Raw genomic sequence first — 15,642 nt, 5'->3', positions numbered from 1 at the left:
TGCTAAGCTGTCTTTTTTTATGTAAAATAGAAATAAGAACAAATATTCGAGGTGATAGCAATTATGGCGAAGAAAAAAACAAAATTTGTATGCTCGGGTTGTGGCTATGAATCTGCAAAATGGATGGGAAGATGTCCAGGGTGTGGGGAATGGAACAAGATGGTGGAAGAGGTCGAGGTGGTAGCGAAGGGACCACGTGGAGCATTCCAGCATTCTGCAACAGTTACACAAAAGGCGCTACCAATTATGCAAATAGAGGCAGCAGAAGAGTCTCGCGTAGCAACAGAAATGGGCGAGTTGAATCGTGTTTTGGGTGGTGGTATTGTGCCTGGTTCTCTCGTATTAATCGGTGGAGACCCAGGGATTGGGAAGTCAACATTACTTTTACAGGTGTCAGCATTGTTGTCGAACAAAGGGCATCGAGTGCTTTATATTTCTGGTGAGGAATCGATTCGTCAAACGAAGCTACGTGCTGAGCGTTTAGGCGTGATGTCACAGGAACTTTATATTTATTCGGAAACGAATTTAGAGTTGCTAAACCAAACAATTGACGATGTCCAGCCAAAGTTTGTTATCGTGGATTCTATTCAAACCGTATTCCATCCAGAAGTGACGAGTGCGCCTGGTAGTGTGTCACAGGTACGTGAATGTACAGCGGAGCTGATGCGTATTGCGAAAACAAAAGGGATTGCCATTTTCTTGGTAGGACATGTGACGAAAGAGGGGCAAATTGCCGGTCCACGTATATTAGAGCATATGGTGGATACAGTGCTATATTTTGAGGGAGAACGTCATCATAATCATCGGATTTTAAGAAGTCAGAAAAATCGCTTTGGCTCTACAAATGAAATTGCTATTTTCGAAATGCTACAAGGGGGCTTAAAGGAGGTATTAAATCCATCTGAGCTGTTTTTACAGGAGCGTTCACAAGGTGCAGCAGGTTCAACAATTGTAGTCTCAATGGAAGGAACACGCCCAATTTTAGTAGAGATTCAATCCCTGGTGACACCAACAAGCTTTAATTACCCAAAACGCATGGCAACCGGAGTGGATCAGAATCGCGTGCAATTACTGATGGCTGTACTTGAGAAACGTATGGGGCTCATGCTGCAAGCGCAAGATGCATATATTAAGGTTGCTGGCGGTGTGAAGCTTGATGAACCAGCCATTGACCTTGCAGTGTTAACGAGCATTGTTTCAAGCTTTAAGGATCAGGCAGTAAGAGCTACAGATTGTTTTATTGGGGAAGTGGGATTAACCGGCGAGGTTCGCCGTGTCTCTCGTATCGAGCAACGTGTAATTGAAGCAGCAAAACTTGGTTTTAAACGTGCATTTATCCCTGCCTCTAATATCGGTGGCTGGGATTTCCCACAGGGTATTGAAATTGTTGGTGTTGAGACGATAAAAGATGCATTAAATGCTTCTTTTAGAGAGTTGTAAGAAATCGTGCATGTTGGACATAGCTCTGACATGCACTTTTACTTCATCTTTTATTACAAGTAGAGATAAATGTGCAATAAAAACCGATGAGAATTATCGGAGGACTTTGTATCTTTCATTAGACGAAGAAACTTCGCTGAAAGGGGAGGGGAAATTTAAGGTAATTTCATGGGTTCAAGAAAGATTTTCTAGAGGAAACTATGTATAATCGAATATAAGAATAGGAGGTGACGGCTTGTGAAAAAATTTATTCAAATTGCCTTTTTACTAATCGGAGGAGCTTTAGGCTTTGTTTTCTTACCGCCATTATACGAATTGCTTCATTTATCATCTAATCCTTGGCTTGATAATCCTTACGTATCAGTAGCTTTAGGGGCACTTTTACTGTTTACATTATCGTTTGCATTTTCTGATTATTTTGTAAAGCTGATTACCTGGATGGAAGAGGTGCTGTTTAAAGTACCGATTGGCGACTTATTATTTGGTACACTCGGACTAATTATTGGACTTATTGTCGCTTATTTTTTAGGCTTTGCAATTGATAGTATACAGCTACCGGTCATTACAGAAGTTTTACCAATTGTCCTGTCATTTGTCCTTGGATATTTAGGCTTTCGGGTTGGTTTTAAAAAACGTGATGAACTGCTACAGTTGTTTACGTTGCGCGGTCATAATGCCAAGAAAAAAGCAAATGAGGGGGCTGATGTGCCCGAAATTCGAGGTAGCTATAAGCTTTTAGATACAAGTGTTATTATTGACGGGCGTATTGCGGATATTTCTGAAACAGGCTTTATCGAAGGGATTTTAGTGGTACCACAGTTTGTGCTAACGGAGTTACAGCATATAGCAGATTCTTCGGACACTTTAAAACGCACAAGGGGTCGCCGTGGTTTAGATATTTTAAAAAAACTGCAAGATGAACGCATGACGAAAGTTGAGATTACAGAAGAAGATTTTGAAGATGTGCAGGAAGTAGACTTAAAGTTAGTGCGTCTTGCGAAAAAAATGGGGAATGATACACAAATCGTCACAAATGACTTTAACCTTAACAAAGTGTGTGAATTACACCAAGTGAAAGTTTTAAATATAAATGATTTAGCGAATGCGGTGAAGCCTGTTGTTATTCCTGGCGAGGATATGCAAGTAGTTGTTATTAAGGACGGCAAGGAGCATAACCAAGGCGTTGCTTACTTAGATGATGGAACGATGATTGTTGTAGAAGGTGGCCGAAGCTATATAGGACAGGCAATTACAGTAACAGTAACCAGTGTTCTACAAACATCAGCTGGTCGTATGATTTTTGCTAAACCAAAGGATGATTAGGAAGTGGGAAAGTTGCACTATGAAGTAGTATTACCTGCTGCTGGTAGCGGAAAGCGAATGGGTGCAGGACAAAATAAGTTATTTTTAACGCTCTTAGAGAAACCTATTTTAATACACACGCTTGAAGTATTTGAACAAGACGAACAGTGCACAGGCATTTGGCTTGCAGTGAAGCCAGAAGAACGTGTAATCATTCAAGAAATGCTGGCGATATATGGAATCACTAAGGTTAAAGGTTTACCTAATGGTGGGGCAGAGCGTCAACACTCGGTTCATTCCTGTATGAAGGAAATGGAGCAAGTGGATATAGTCCTTGTCCATGATGCGGCACGACCTTTTATTACCCATAATATTATTGCAAATCTTGTACGGAGTGCCCATGATTTTGGAGCTGCCATTGCGGGGGTGCGTGCAAAGGATACTATGAAAAAAGTACGTGAGGGAATCATTGAGGAGACGGTTGACCGTGAAAGTCTCTGGATGATTCAAACACCCCAAGCCTTCCAATTTGATTTAATCGTGCAGGCAGAGGATATCGCTGAAAAAATCGGCTTCCTTGGTACGGATGAAGCGATGTTAGTTGAACGTCTCGGCCACGCAGTGCATATCGTCGAAAGTAGCTATGAAAATGTGAAGATGACGACGAAGGAAGATTTAGTATTTGGCGAGGCCATTTTACGTAGACGTGCATTAGAAACGAAATAAAGAATAAACTATGAAATCTCGTTGGCTCTTGAGCTGATGGGGTTTTTTAGCATAAAAATGACATAAATTGAGGTCTGTTCTATAAATTCCTAATGCTATAGGCTGATAACAAAATTTCCTAGGAAATATGTTAAAATATGAAGGTATGGTCATTCAGATAAAACATAATATGGAAGTAGGTGAGTGCTGCTACAAGCTCTTTGTTGTAGTTTGTAGTAGCGAATTGTATGTTTCGAATAGGACAAGGATTTGATGTACATGCATTTGAAGAAGGGCGCCCTTTAATTATTGGTGGTATAACTATTCCACATGAAAAGGGATTAGTTGGTCATTCAGATGCAGACGTATTATTACACACGGTAACAGATGCAGCACTGGGGGCAATTGGTGAGGGAGACATTGGTCGTCATTTCCCAGATACTGATCCAGCATTTAAGGATGCAGACTCAGCAAAGTTGCTAGCGTATATTTGGAAAATGGTTGAGGATAGAGGCTATGTGTTAGGGAATGTAGACTGCACAATTATGGCACAGCGTCCGAAAATGGCACCATATATAGAACAAATGCAAAATCGTATTGCTGAATTACTTCATGCACAACCGTCGCAGGTGAATGTTAAGGCAACTACGACCGAACGATTAGGCTTTACTGGTCGTGAAGAAGGTATCGCCTCTATGGCAACTATTTTATTAATTAAAAAATAAATTGAAGGCGTGTGCTTTATTCCTAGACACGCGCTACTTTTATTTCCTATTCTACAGTGGTAAAATGAACAAAGTTAACAAGGTCGGAATTTTTTCAGACGAACATTTAGGAGGCTTTTAATTATGACGAAAGAAGTTCGCGTTCGTTATGCACCATCACCAACAGGTTTCTTACATATTGGTGGGGCGCGTACAGCGTTATTCAACTATTTATATGCAAGACATCACAACGGTAAGTTTATCGTACGTATTGAGGATACGGATATCGAGCGTAATGTAGAAGGCGGGGAAGCATCTCAGCTAGACAACTTAAAGTGGTTAGGCATTGAATATGATGAATCTATAGACATTGGTGGTCCCTATGCACCTTATCGTCAAATGGAGCGTCTAGATACTTATAAAGAACATGCAGAAAAGCTATTAGATAAAGGTGCAGCTTATAAATGTTTCTGTTCATCAGAAAAACTAGAAGCATCTCGAGAAGAACAAAAAGCGCGTGGCGTGGCGGCTCCGACTTATGATGGAACTTGCCGTCATTTATCGGCTGAAGAAGTAGCGGCAAAAGAAGCGGCTGGTGAACAATACACAATTCGCATGCGTGTTCCTGAAAACGTAACATATGAATTTGAAGATTTAGTACGTGGACAAGTCACATTCGAATCAAAAGATATCGGCGACTGGGTAATCGTAAAAGCAAATGGAATTCCAACATATAATTATGCAGTAGTATTAGATGATCACTTTATGGAAATTTCACATGTTTTCCGTGGTGAAGAGCATTTATCAAACACACCAAAGCAAATGATGATTTTCGATGCATTCGGCTGGGAATATCCGCGCTTCGGTCATATGACATTAATCATTAACGAAAATCGAAAAAAATTATCAAAACGTGATGAATCAATTATTCAATTCGTGACGCAATATAAAGATCTTGGCTACCTACCAGAAGCTATGTTTAACTTCTTTGCATTATTAGGCTGGTCTCCAGAAGGGGAAGAAGAAATCTTCTCGAAAGAACAATTTATCGAAATGTTTGATGAAAAGCGTTTGTCAAAATCGCCATCTATGTTCGATAAGCAAAAGCTTACTTGGATGAATAATCAGTACATCAAAAAATTATCATTAGAAGAAGTGGTAGCATTATCTTTACCACACTTACAAAAAGCAGGTTTATTACCAGAAGAATTAACAACAGAAGAGCGTGCTTGGGCAACGGATTTAATTGCACTTTACCATGAACAAATGAGCTTTGGTGCTGAAATTGTGGAACTATCTAGCCTATTCTTCAATGAACATATTGAATATGATGGAGAAGCGAATGAAGTCTTAGCTGGTGAGCAAGTTCCACAAGTAATGGCAGCATTCAAAGTCCAACTTGAAGGCTTAGAAGAGTTTTCACCAGAAACGGTCAAAGCTGCTATTAAAGCTGTGCAAAAAGAAACAGGCCATAAAGGCAAAAATTTATTCATGCCAATCCGTGTTGTCACTACAGGGGAAACACATGGTCCTGAATTACCAAATGCTATTTGCCTGATTGGTAAAGAAAAAACAATTGCTCGCGTAGATAAATACGCGCAGAAATAGAATTTTATTGACAATTTGCTTCTTCGATGTAAAATGGATTTAACTTTTAAAAAAACAGAATTTGCATGGACTAAGTTTAATATAATATTTTAAAGTGTTGATAAGGAGAAGTACGTAGCGCATGCTCTAAAGAGAGGACCATCACCGGCTGAAAGTGGTCTGAGCCAAGGCAAAACCGAAATGCACCTTTGAGCATAGAGCTGAACATTAAGTAGGCTTTATCGGTTCGTTCCCGTTAAAGAACGTCCAGAGTGGAGGGCATTTGCCTTCAATCAGAGTGGAACCGCGCAAATTTAGCGTCTCTGTCATTCCTTACAAGGAATGATGGGGACGTTTTTTCGTTATTCGGTAGCTGGGGAAATAGCGACTGAAAAGGGACCCTCAAACTTTATAGTTGCTTCCTTCGGCAAGTTATCTGTAGGAGAGGGCGGCTGGAGTAATTCCAAAGGGCGCAATGGAGAGCAATATTATTTGCTGGAGAAGCTAGACAGATCAAAATTGAAAAGGGGGAGTTTTTTATGTTTAAAAGAATGAAGGAAGATGTAGAAACGATTTTTGAGAATGATCCAGCGGCGCGCAGTGTGCTGGAAGTTGTATTAACATATTCAGGTTTACATGCTACATGGGCGCATCGTATTGCACACTGGTTCTTTAAAAAGCGCTTTTATTTTATAGCACGTTCGATTTCACAAATAAGCCGCTTCTTTACGGGAATTGAAATTCATCCCGGTGCCAAAATTGGTCGTCGCTTCTTTATAGACCATGGTATGGGGGTTGTGATAGGTGAAACTTGTGAGATTGGTGATAATGTTACACTTTATCAAGGAGTCACACTAGGTGGTACAGGGAAGGAAAAAGGGAAACGTCATCCGACATTACAGGATAATGTGCTAGTGGCAACAGGTGCAAAGGTATTAGGTTCGATTACAATTGGTGAGAATAGTAAAATTGGTGCAGGATCAGTTGTCTTAAAAGAAGTACCGCCAAATGCTACGGTTGTCGGTATCCCTGGTAAAATTGTGATAAAAGATGGCGTTCGTTTAGAGAAAAAACTAGACCATCAAAATATTCCTGACCCTGTAGAGGAACGTTGTCAAGGTTTCGAGAAGCAAATAGCAGCTTTGCAAGAAGAAATCGGACACTTACAAAAGGAGAGAGAAATACAATGAGTATCCAAATTTTCAACTCATTAAAAAGACAAAAAGAAACTTTCGTACCGTTAGAAGAAGGTAAAGTTAAAATGTATGTTTGCGGTCCGACTGTTTATAACTATATTCATATTGGTAATTCCCGTCCGGTCATTGTTTATGATACTGTACGTCGATATTTTCAATACAAAGGTTATGAAGTGAAATTTGTGTCAAATTTCACAGATGTGGATGACAAAATTATTAAAGTTGCAAACGAACTTGGTGAGGAAGTACATGAACTAACAGAACGTTTTATTGCAGCATATTTTGAAGATGTTACAGCATTAGGCTGCAAAAAAGCAGATGTACATCCTCGTGTAACAGAACATATGGATGACATTATTGATTTTATTAAAGTTTTAATCGATAAGGGCTATGCTTATGAGTCAGCAGGAGATGTTTATTATCGTACACGTAAATTTGACGGTTACGGTAAGTTATCACATCAATCAGTGGATGATTTAAAGATTGGCGCTCGCATTGAAGCAGGTGAGAAGAAAGATGACGCGTTAGACTTTGCACTATGGAAGGCTGCTAAGCCAGATGAAATTTACTGGGAAAGTCCTTGGGGCAAAGGGCGTCCAGGTTGGCATATAGAGTGCTCGGTGATGGCACGTGAGCATCTAGGTGATACAATTGATATTCATGCAGGTGGTCAAGATTTAACATTCCCACACCATGAAAATGAAATTGCCCAATCAGAAGCACATAATGACAAAACGTTTGCGCGATACTGGATGCATAATGGGTATATTAATATTGATAATGAAAAAATGTCAAAATCTCTTGGCAATTTTGTACTTGTAAACGATATTCGTAAACAGATTGATCCGCAAGTGTTACGTTTCTTTATGCTATCTGTACACTACCGCCATCCTATTAACTTTGCGAAGGATTTAGTTGATGCAGCGGCTACTGGTCTAGAGCGTATACGTACAGCTTACAACAATGTGAAACACCGCTTAACGGCAACTGCTAGTCTTGGTGATAACTCAGTGGAATGGCTAGAGAAAATAGCTGCGCAAAAAGTTCAATTTGAAGAGGCAATGGATGATGATTTTAATACAGCCAATGCGATTTCAGTTTTATTTGAACTAGCACGTATCGCTAATATCTACTTGAATGAAACGAATACTGATGAGAAAGTATTGATAAGTTTTATGGAAACTTTTGAGGGCATAGGTGACGTCTTAGGTATTGAATTTGCAGTAGAATCTGAACTATTAGACGAAGAAATTGAAGCACTTTTACAAGAGCGCGTAGAAGCACGTAAAAACCGAGATTTTGCTCGTTCAGATGAAATCCGTGACCATTTGCAAGCGCAAGGTATCATCTTAGAAGATACTCGCCAAGGAACTAGATGGAAACGAGGGTAAGGAACTTGGATAAACTCCGAAATGAAGATGTGAAACAATTGAATGCATTAGCCCTAGCGTATATGGGTGATGCAGTTTTAGAACAGAAAATTCGTGAGCATTTGTTGCGTGCTGGACGTGTAAAACCAAATACGCTTCACAAAGAGGCGACGCACTATGTATCAGCGAAGGCACAGTCTAGTATTGTGCATCGTATGATAGACGAAAACTTTTTATCAGAGCAGGAATTAGCTGTGTTCCGTCGAGGGCGCAATGCTAAATCCGGCTCTGTGCCAAAGAATACGGATGTACAAACATACCGTAATAGCTCAGGCTTTGAGGCTGTGCTCGGTAGTCTATATTTATTAAATGAATTAGAACGCGTTTATGAAATCATTGCATACGCTATTCAAATAATCGAGGAATCAAAAGGAGTGTCAAAATAATGGCAGAACAAAATGGTGAAATTATTGCCGGTAAAAACCCAGTGTTAGAAGCACTTCGTTCAGGCCGCGATATGAATAAGGTATGGATTGCAGAAGGTGTTAAAAAATCAGGAGTAGGCGAACTACTTGATTTAGCACGTGAACGTGGAATCATTGTTCAATTTGTACCGAAAAAAAAGGTAGATCAATTAACAGATGCAAATCACCAAGGAATTGTTGCTTCTGTTGCGGCATATAGTTATGCTGAACTAGACGACTTATTTTTAGCAGCAGAAAAAAAACAAGAAGATCCATTTTTCTTAATCTTAGATGAGTTAGAAGATCCGCATAATTTAGGTTCTATTATGCGAACTGCAGATGCAATTGGTGTACACGGTATCATTATTCCGAAGCGTCGCTCAGTTAGTTTGACTGCTGTCGTAGCCAAAGCTTCAACGGGTGCTATTGAACACGTACCTGTTGTGCGAGTTAGCAACCTAGCACAAACAGTGGATGAGTTAAAAGATCGAGGCGTATGGATTGCAGGGACAGACGCAAAGGGCTCTGTAGATTATCGTAAAATGGATGCGACATTACCTCTTGCTATCATTATTGGTAGTGAAGGGAAAGGAATGGGTCGCCTGTTAAAAGAAAAATGTGACTTTTTATATCATTTGCCAATGATAGGGCATGTCACATCATTAAATGCTTCTGTAGCTGCTGCGCTTTTAATGTACGAAGTGTATCGTAAACGTCAAGAAGCGAATGACTAACGATGAAAAACATTTTGCTTGTCGACGGTTATAATATGATTGGAGCCTGGAAAGAGCTACGTCCTTTACGTGATACAAATTTTGAGGATGCACGCAAGCGCTTGATTGAACTCATGGCTGAATATAAAGCAGCTATGGGATGGCGAGTAATTATCGTGTTTGACGCGCATCTTGTGCCAGGTGTGGAACAATCGTATTTAGAGAACGATGTCGAAATCATTTATACTCGAAAAAATGAAACAGCAGATGAGCGCATTGAAAAGATGACACAGGAATTAAAAGCAAGACATGTACAGATTCACGTAGCAACCTCCGATATGACAGAGCAAAACGTGATTTTTGGTAACGGTGCTCTTCGTAAATCGGCGAGGGAGCTCGAGATTGATATGGGGATTATTCAACATAAAATTTCTCATGATGTAAAACACAAACAAGATAGCAAGCCGCCTTCTCGTATAGAATTAAAGCCAGATGTTGCATTGGCCTTCGAAAAATGGCGTCGCGGTTTAAAATGATTGATTGACGTGTATTTTCCAATTCCGTTATACTGTTCCTAATTATCTGTTGTAGCTGAGGTGATACCATGTTTAAAAATAGTATTGTACAAGTGACACAAGATTTTGAACGATTCAATGACGAAGAACTTATTGAAATGGTGCATCAAGGTAATACAGATGCGTTGGATTTTTTGATTACGAAGTACCGTTTGTTAGTAAGGGCAAAGGCGAGATCTTATTTTTTGATTGGTGCGGATAAGGAAGATATTGTACAAGAAGGCATGATAGGCTTATATAAAGCAATTCGTGATTTTAAAGGGGATAAACTTGCTTCTTTTCGCGCTTTTGCAGAATTGTGTATTACAAGACAGATTATTACGGCGATTAAAACGGCCACAAGACAAAAGCACATTCCGCTCAATTCCTATGTATCTTTGGACAAGCCAATTTTTGATGAAGAATCGGACCGTACCCTGATGGATGTGTTAACAGGTGCTATTATGGATGATCCAGAAGAGTTAATGATTCATAGAGAAGAGTTTGGTTATTTGGAAGAAAAGATGAGTGAGATCTTAAGTGAGTTGGAGCTACAAGTGTTAGCTCTATACTTAGACGGACAATCCTACCATGAAATTTCTGCAAAATTGAATCGCCATGTGAAGTCCATAGACAATGCACTGCAACGAGTAAAGCGAAAATTAGAGCGACATTTAGTTCTTGAGGAAATGTTATAGAGGGTGCGCACCCTTGTTGACATTGACAAATATAGGTGTTAGTCTTTAAAAGACAAAGTGCCGAAAAGGTGATTAAATGGCAAAGAAAGTCGTGCTAAATTGTGATAAATGCGGCTCGAGAAATTACACACTTCCTGCGAAGGAAGGTTCAACTGTACGTCTCGAATTAAAGAAATTTTGCTCGCATTGCAATGAACATACAGTGCATAAACAAACGCTATAAATGATTTATAAATAGACAGATACGATTGATTCGGAGGTTAGGCTAGAATGGGCAAGATTAAAGGATTTTTCAGCGACGTAATGTCGGAAATGCGAAAAACAAGCTGGCCAAAAAGTAAAGAACTGACGAAATATACAGTAGTCGTAATTTCGACTGTAGTAATTATGGCTTTATTTTTTGTGTTAGTAGACTTAGGCATTTCATCATTATTCCGCTGGTACTTAGAGTTATAATTTAGTAAAGAGCATGTTAATACTTTTGAAAATAGCCCGTCCATTACAATAACGGGTTTTTTCGTTTGTTTTATGAAGTGAACAGCAGTAAAATGTTCTCATTATGATAAGTGTGCTACCGGGCAAGAAATGGGGTAGCGTTAGATGACTACGCTAATAGTGTATATATCATCGAGCTTTCGCTTGCTATTAGCGAAAGCTATATTTTTCTAATGAGGGCATTGTGAAAAGAGTAATAATGCAATTAGCATAAACGATCATTTTCACTTTTATTTGTAAGGGAGGGACGGACGAGTAGTCCTAGTAGTTATGGAGAAAAATTGGTATGTTGTTCATACGTATTCAGGGTATGAGAACCGTGTAAAAGCAAACCTAGAGAAACGTGTTGAAACGATGGGAATGCAAGATAAAATCTTCCGTGTAATCGTTCCTGAACACGAAGAAACAGAAATGAAGGATGGCAAAAAGCGTACAATGATGCGCAAGGTTTTCCCAGGTTATGTCCTAGTAGAATTAATTATGACAGATGATTCTTGGTACGTTGTGCGTAATACGCCAGGCGTAACAGGCTTTATTGGTTCATCAGGTGGCGGTGCAAAACCAACACCTTTATTACCTGAGGAAGCGGATCGACTACTAGAACAAATGGGTATGACTGATAAAGTAGTAGAAGTGGATATTTCTATAGGTGAATCCGTTGAAGTATTAGAAGGACCTTTTGCGCATTTCCAAGGACGTGTTGAAGAAATCGACACAGAAAAAGGAAAAGTAAAAGTAACGGTTGATATGTTTGGTCGCGAAACAATAATGGAACTAGATTTTGAGCAAATTCAAAAATTATAACTACTAAGAAGTTAGTAATGGAAATACTGAAGCTGTGGCGTATGTCGCAGATTTTGTTAATTACTACTTGCTTAAAAAAATTAAAAGTGGTATTATTTCATAGGTCAGACTGTCATACTTTGGTTTGACGTCTGCAATGATAATTTTAATGTTATCGGCAATTAGCTGACAGACAGATATTGAGTGGGAGGGGCAACCCAATTACCACATCACGGACTTAAGGAGGTGTGTCTCGTGGCTAAAAAAGTTATTAAAGTTGTTAAACTTCAAATCCCTGCTGGTAAAGCAAACCCAGCTCCGCCGGTTGGTCCTGCATTAGGTCAAGCGGGTGTGAACATCATGGGATTCTGTAAAGAATTCAATGCGCGTACTGCCGATCAAGCTGGTCTTATTATTCCAGTAGAAATTTCAGTATTCGAAGACCGTTCATTTACTTTCATTACAAAAACTCCACCTGCAGCAGTTTTACTTAAAGTAGCAGCTGGTATCCAATCTGGATCAGGTGAACCAAACCGTAAAAAAGTAGCGACGGTTAAACGTGATAAAGTTCGCGAAATCGCTGAAACTAAAATGCCAGACCTTAACGCTGCTTCAGTAGAAGCTGCAATGTTAATGGTTGAAGGTACTGCACGAAGCATGGGTATTGTTATCGAAGACTAATCCCAGTTACTTGATGATGTATTTGTTTTTGGAAGGTTGCGGAGTTTCTTTGTGAACGCGCAACCTTTATTCGTGGGAGGTAAAATCCGCTATAACCACAATCAAGGAGGAATTATATAATGGCTAAAAAAGGTAAAAAACTGCAAGATGCAGCAAAATTAATCGACCGTAACGCAGTATACGGCGCACAAGAAGCAATTGAACTTGCTCAAAAAACTAGCACAGTAAACTTCGACGCTACTGTAGAAGTTGCTTTCCGTTTAGGAATCGATACTCGTAAAAATGACCAACAAATCCGTGGTGCAGTAGTGCTTCCAAACGGTACTGGTAAAACTCAACGTGTATTAGTATTTGCTAAAGGTGAAAAACTTAAAGAAGCAGAAGCAGCTGGTGCTGACTATGTAGGCGATGCAGAGTACATCCAAAAAATCCAACAAGGTTGGTTTGACTTCGATGTAATCGTAGCAACTCCTGACATGATGGGTGAAGTTGGTAAACTTGGCCGTGTATTAGGACCTAAAGGCTTAATGCCAAACCCTAAAACTGGTACAGTTACTTTCGATGTAACGAAAGCTATTGCTGAGATCAAAGCTGGTAAAGTTGAATACCGTGCTGACAAAGCGGGTATCATCCACGCACCAATCGGGAAAGCTTCTTTCTCTACAGAAAAACTTGTAGAAAATTTCTTAACTGTATTTGACGTTGTTCAAAAAGCGAAACCTGCTGCAGCTAAAGGTACTTACATGAAATCTGTAAATGTTACAACTACAATGGGTCCAGCTGTTAAAATCGACGCTGCTAGCGTAGTAGTAAAATAATATCTTTTATATTTATTCAGCCGTGCTTCTAACTAGTGCGTTTGAATAATATTTGATATAAAAACGGTTGACAGCAATCCGTATCTTTGGTAAGATGGGTGCTGTTGTGAATCATCCATTTGTACCGTAGACAGTAGGAGTGACTTGTCACTTAATGATCCTACCGAGGACATCGGAATTCGGATTCTTATTTTAAAGATGATGACTTTCAGCCTCTGTGTCTATATGACCCAGAGGCTTTTCTTTTGTCGGTATAAATGACCCATTCTAATAGGAGGTGTCATCATGAGCAAAGCAATCGAAAACAAACAATCACAAGTGCAAGAAATCACTGAAAAATTCCAAGGCGCTGCTTCTGTAGTAGTAGTGGATTACCGTGGTCTTAATGTTGCGCAAGTAACTGAGCTTCGTAAACAACTTCGTGAAGCTGGCGTTGAGTTCAAAGTTTACAAAAACACTTTAACTCGTCGTGCTGCTGAAGCTGCTGGCGTTGAAGGAATCAACGAAGTATTAACTGGTCCTAACGCAATCGCGTTCTCAACTGAAGATGTTGTAGCTCCTGCTAAAATCATCAACGATTTCGCTAAGAAAAATGAAGCTTTAGAAATTAAAGCGGGTATCATTGAAGGTACAATCTCTTCTGTTGAAGATGTTAAAGCACTTGCAGAACTTCCATCACGCGAAGGTCTTCTATCAATGCTTTTATCTGTACTTCAAGCTCCAGTGCGCAACTTCGCACTTGCAACAAAAGCTGTTGCAGAACAAAAAGAAGAACAAGGCGCGTAATTCTTTACGTTGCTTAGCTTCAGCGGCCTGACCGCAAAAAAATAAAACATTATCCAATTAGGAGGAAATTATAATGAACAAAGAGCAAATCTTAGAAGCTATCAAAGCTATGACAGTTCTTGAATTAAACGATTTAGTAAAAGCTATCGAAGAAGAATTCGGTGTAACAGCTGCTGCTCCAGTAGCAGTAGTTGCTGGCGGTGCTGCTGCAGCTGAAGAAAAAACTGAATTTGACGTAGTATTAGCATCTGCTGGTGCAGAAAAAATCAAAGTAATCAAAGTGGTTCGTGAAATCACTGGTTTAGGTCTTAAAGAAGCTAAAGAAGTTGTAGATAACGCTCCTAAAGCTCTTAAAGAAGGCGTTTCTAAAGATGAAGCTGAACAAATCAAAGCTAAACTTGAAGAAGTTGGCGCATCTGTAGAAGTTAAGTAATCTCGTATTACTTTTATACAAAAAGAAAGCTCGTCATTTGTGGCGAGCTTTTTCTTCATTCTGAGGAGGCATGAAAATGTCAGATCACTATTATACAAATAAACCTCAAACTGAGAGTAAACCTCGTCACTGGACATTTAAGTTACTTGGGCATTCGTTTTCTTTTGAAACGGATGCAGGTGTATTTAGTAAAAGCGAAGTAGATTTTGGATCCCGTGTATTAATAGATACGTTTAAAATGCCTGAAGTTGATGGTGCGATTTTTGATGTGGGTTGTGGATATGGACCGATTGGATTGTCTATTGCCAAAGCAAACCCTGAGCGTACTGTTTTTATGATGGATATTAATGAACGTGCAGTTGCACTTTCGCAAAAAAATGCGCAAGTAAACGGAGTTCAAAATGTACGAATATTTGTAAGTGACGGACTATCGATGGTGGATAATGACGCAAAGGCTGCGGCTATTTTAACCAACCCTCCAATTCGTGCAGGAAAAGATACAATTTTCCGTTTTTACGATGGTGCTTACGATAAGCTAGTGACATCTGGAGAGTTGTGGGTAGTGATTCAGAAAAAGCAGGGTGCACCTTCGACGGTAAGTTATTTAGAAGAGAAGTTTTTAGAAGTCGATGTTGTCGAGAAGAAAAAAGGATATTGGATTATACGTGCAAAAAAATAAATGAAATATGTATAAAATATTGACTTGACAAATCGGCTATGATAATATGATACAATGCAAAAATATTATTTTGAGGTCGTGTGCCCTTTTGTATATGATTAGTTTTATATGGGTATACTTGCCAAGATAAGTTTAGTTAACCGAAAATGAGATCTTTTTGAAGACTCGTTTTCTTTTTGTCTTTCGAAATCATACACTATTTGTATGATTTTGCAAAGACCTAATATCGCTTTA

The 15,642-nt window shown here is 39.3% G+C and carries 19 protein-coding genes and 2 other annotated features; all 19 genes read left to right on the top strand.

All coding sequences use genetic code 11. The features are described from left to right. Positions 1 to 63: 63 nt before the first annotated feature. On the top strand, positions 64 to 1,440 hold the full coding sequence (gene radA, locus C9J31_RS22905) for a DNA repair protein RadA (protein WP_107950580.1): 1,377 nt from the start codon (positions 64 to 66) through the stop codon (positions 1,438 to 1,440). Positions 1,441 to 1,677: 237 nt separating this feature from the next. Then, positions 1,678 to 2,763 carry a PIN/TRAM domain-containing protein gene (locus C9J31_RS22900; protein ID WP_107950581.1) on the top strand — a complete coding sequence of 362 codons (1,086 nt, stop codon included), beginning with the start codon at positions 1,678 to 1,680 and terminating at the stop codon, positions 2,761 to 2,763. A 12-nt stretch (positions 2,764 to 2,775) separates the two neighbouring features. After that, positions 2,776 to 3,468: a 2-C-methyl-D-erythritol 4-phosphate cytidylyltransferase gene (ispD, locus tag C9J31_RS22895; RefSeq protein ID WP_107925068.1), complete on the top strand. Its 693-nt coding sequence runs from the start codon at positions 2,776 to 2,778 to the stop codon at positions 3,466 to 3,468. Between the two features lie 227 nt (positions 3,469 to 3,695). Beyond that, positions 3,696 to 4,172: a 2-C-methyl-D-erythritol 2,4-cyclodiphosphate synthase gene (gene ispF / locus C9J31_RS22890; RefSeq protein WP_107950582.1), complete on the top strand. Its 477-nt coding sequence runs from the start codon at positions 3,696 to 3,698 to the stop codon at positions 4,170 to 4,172. A gap of 123 nt (positions 4,173 to 4,295) precedes the next feature. Beyond that, positions 4,296 to 5,759, top strand: a complete 1,464-nt coding sequence (gene gltX, locus C9J31_RS22885; protein ID WP_107950583.1) for a glutamate--tRNA ligase — start codon at positions 4,296 to 4,298, stop codon at positions 5,757 to 5,759. An 88-nt stretch (positions 5,760 to 5,847) separates the two neighbouring features. Continuing rightward, positions 5,848 to 6,066: a binding site (T-box leader), on the top strand. 211 nt (positions 6,067 to 6,277) lie between these two features. Then, entirely contained in the window at positions 6,278 to 6,928 is a 651-nt protein-coding gene (gene epsC, locus C9J31_RS22880; RefSeq protein ID WP_107925072.1) for a serine O-acetyltransferase, read from the top strand. Next, positions 6,925 to 8,325 carry a cysteine--tRNA ligase gene (gene cysS / locus C9J31_RS22875; protein WP_107950584.1) on the top strand — a complete coding sequence of 467 codons (1,401 nt, stop codon included), beginning with the start codon at positions 6,925 to 6,927 and terminating at the stop codon, positions 8,323 to 8,325. Before epsC ends, cysS begins: the two co-directional genes overlap by 4 nt. Positions 8,326 to 8,330: 5 nt before the next feature. Continuing rightward, positions 8,331 to 8,750: a Mini-ribonuclease 3 gene (locus C9J31_RS22870; protein WP_107925074.1), complete on the top strand. Its 420-nt coding sequence runs from the start codon at positions 8,331 to 8,333 to the stop codon at positions 8,748 to 8,750. Beyond that, a complete protein-coding gene (gene rlmB / locus C9J31_RS22865; RefSeq protein WP_107925075.1) occupies positions 8,750 to 9,502 on the top strand; it encodes a 23S rRNA (guanosine(2251)-2'-O)-methyltransferase RlmB in 753 nt (250 codons plus the stop codon). Before C9J31_RS22870 ends, rlmB begins: the two co-directional genes overlap by 1 nt. Before the next feature lie 2 nt (positions 9,503 to 9,504). After that, positions 9,505 to 10,017, top strand: coding sequence for an NYN domain-containing protein (locus C9J31_RS22860; RefSeq protein ID WP_107925076.1), 513 nt, complete (start codon positions 9,505 to 9,507; stop codon positions 10,015 to 10,017). A 68-nt stretch (positions 10,018 to 10,085) separates the two neighbouring features. Then, positions 10,086 to 10,733 (top strand): RNA polymerase sporulation sigma factor SigH, encoded by a 648-nt coding sequence (gene sigH / locus C9J31_RS22855; RefSeq protein ID WP_107925077.1) that lies wholly within the window; start codon positions 10,086 to 10,088, stop codon positions 10,731 to 10,733. 76 nt (positions 10,734 to 10,809) lie between these two features. Then, positions 10,810 to 10,956, top strand: a complete 147-nt coding sequence (gene rpmG / locus C9J31_RS22850) for a 50S ribosomal protein L33 (RefSeq protein WP_010860623.1) — start codon at positions 10,810 to 10,812, stop codon at positions 10,954 to 10,956. A gap of 47 nt (positions 10,957 to 11,003) precedes the next feature. Then, complete coding sequence (gene secE, locus C9J31_RS22845) at positions 11,004 to 11,189, top strand: preprotein translocase subunit SecE (RefSeq protein ID WP_010860622.1); 186 nt, start codon at positions 11,004 to 11,006, stop codon at positions 11,187 to 11,189. Between the two features lie 309 nt (positions 11,190 to 11,498). After that, positions 11,499 to 12,032, top strand: a complete 534-nt coding sequence (nusG, locus tag C9J31_RS22840; RefSeq protein WP_054767894.1) for a transcription termination/antitermination protein NusG — start codon at positions 11,499 to 11,501, stop codon at positions 12,030 to 12,032. A 234-nt stretch (positions 12,033 to 12,266) separates the two neighbouring features. Continuing rightward, the gene (gene rplK, locus C9J31_RS22835) at positions 12,267 to 12,692 is read left to right on the top strand and encodes a 50S ribosomal protein L11 (protein WP_004233593.1); all 426 of its coding nucleotides are present in this window, start codon (positions 12,267 to 12,269) and stop codon (positions 12,690 to 12,692) included. A 119-nt stretch (positions 12,693 to 12,811) separates the two neighbouring features. Continuing rightward, a complete protein-coding gene (gene rplA, locus C9J31_RS22830) occupies positions 12,812 to 13,510 on the top strand; it encodes a 50S ribosomal protein L1 (RefSeq protein ID WP_107925078.1) in 699 nt (232 codons plus the stop codon). Positions 13,511 to 13,616: 106 nt separating this feature from the next. Further along, positions 13,617 to 13,763, top strand: a sequence feature (ribosomal protein L10 leader region). 32 nt (positions 13,764 to 13,795) lie between these two features. Beyond that, a complete protein-coding gene (rplJ, locus tag C9J31_RS22825; protein WP_054767897.1) occupies positions 13,796 to 14,296 on the top strand; it encodes a 50S ribosomal protein L10 in 501 nt (166 codons plus the stop codon). 73 nt (positions 14,297 to 14,369) lie between these two features. Then, on the top strand, positions 14,370 to 14,729 hold the full coding sequence (rplL, locus tag C9J31_RS22820; RefSeq protein WP_010860618.1) for a 50S ribosomal protein L7/L12: 360 nt from the start codon (positions 14,370 to 14,372) through the stop codon (positions 14,727 to 14,729). A 76-nt stretch (positions 14,730 to 14,805) separates the two neighbouring features. Then, the gene (locus tag C9J31_RS22815; RefSeq protein WP_107950586.1) at positions 14,806 to 15,408 is read left to right on the top strand and encodes a class I SAM-dependent methyltransferase; all 603 of its coding nucleotides are present in this window, start codon (positions 14,806 to 14,808) and stop codon (positions 15,406 to 15,408) included. Positions 15,409 to 15,642 lie beyond the last annotated feature (234 nt).

Source organism: Lysinibacillus parviboronicapiens (assembly GCF_003049605.2).
Classification (GTDB): Bacteria; Bacillota; Bacilli; order Bacillales_A; family Planococcaceae; genus Lysinibacillus; species Lysinibacillus parviboronicapiens.
The sequence above is the reverse complement of the archived record's forward strand: the minus strand, read 5'-3'. Positions and strand labels throughout refer to the sequence as shown.

What these genes read in the sequence shown, in the direction of transcription:
- C9J31_RS22860 (WP_107925076.1), top strand. Translation starts at nt 9,505, where the DNA reads ATGAAAAACATTTTGCTTGTCGACGGTTATAATATGATTGGAGCCTGG.
- ispF (WP_107950582.1), top strand. Translation starts at nt 3,696, where the DNA reads ATGTTTCGAATAGGACAAGGATTTGATGTACATGCATTTGAAGAAGGG.
- cysS (WP_107950584.1), top strand. Translation starts at nt 6,925, where the DNA reads ATGAGTATCCAAATTTTCAACTCATTAAAAAGACAAAAAGAAACTTTC.
- radA (WP_107950580.1), top strand. Translation starts at nt 64, where the DNA reads ATGGCGAAGAAAAAAACAAAATTTGTATGCTCGGGTTGTGGCTATGAA.
- rplA (WP_107925078.1), top strand. Translation starts at nt 12,812, where the DNA reads ATGGCTAAAAAAGGTAAAAAACTGCAAGATGCAGCAAAATTAATCGAC.
- epsC (WP_107925072.1), top strand. Translation starts at nt 6,278, where the DNA reads ATGTTTAAAAGAATGAAGGAAGATGTAGAAACGATTTTTGAGAATGAT.
- rlmB (WP_107925075.1), top strand. Translation starts at nt 8,750, where the DNA reads ATGGCAGAACAAAATGGTGAAATTATTGCCGGTAAAAACCCAGTGTTA.
- nusG (WP_054767894.1), top strand. Translation starts at nt 11,499, where the DNA reads ATGGAGAAAAATTGGTATGTTGTTCATACGTATTCAGGGTATGAGAAC.
- C9J31_RS22815 (WP_107950586.1), top strand. Translation starts at nt 14,806, where the DNA reads ATGTCAGATCACTATTATACAAATAAACCTCAAACTGAGAGTAAACCT.
- rplL (WP_010860618.1), top strand. Translation starts at nt 14,370, where the DNA reads ATGAACAAAGAGCAAATCTTAGAAGCTATCAAAGCTATGACAGTTCTT.
- gltX (WP_107950583.1), top strand. Translation starts at nt 4,296, where the DNA reads ATGACGAAAGAAGTTCGCGTTCGTTATGCACCATCACCAACAGGTTTC.
- rpmG (WP_010860623.1), top strand. Translation starts at nt 10,810, where the DNA reads ATGGCAAAGAAAGTCGTGCTAAATTGTGATAAATGCGGCTCGAGAAAT.
- secE (WP_010860622.1), top strand. Translation starts at nt 11,004, where the DNA reads ATGGGCAAGATTAAAGGATTTTTCAGCGACGTAATGTCGGAAATGCGA.
- sigH (WP_107925077.1), top strand. Translation starts at nt 10,086, where the DNA reads ATGTTTAAAAATAGTATTGTACAAGTGACACAAGATTTTGAACGATTC.
- rplJ (WP_054767897.1), top strand. Translation starts at nt 13,796, where the DNA reads ATGAGCAAAGCAATCGAAAACAAACAATCACAAGTGCAAGAAATCACT.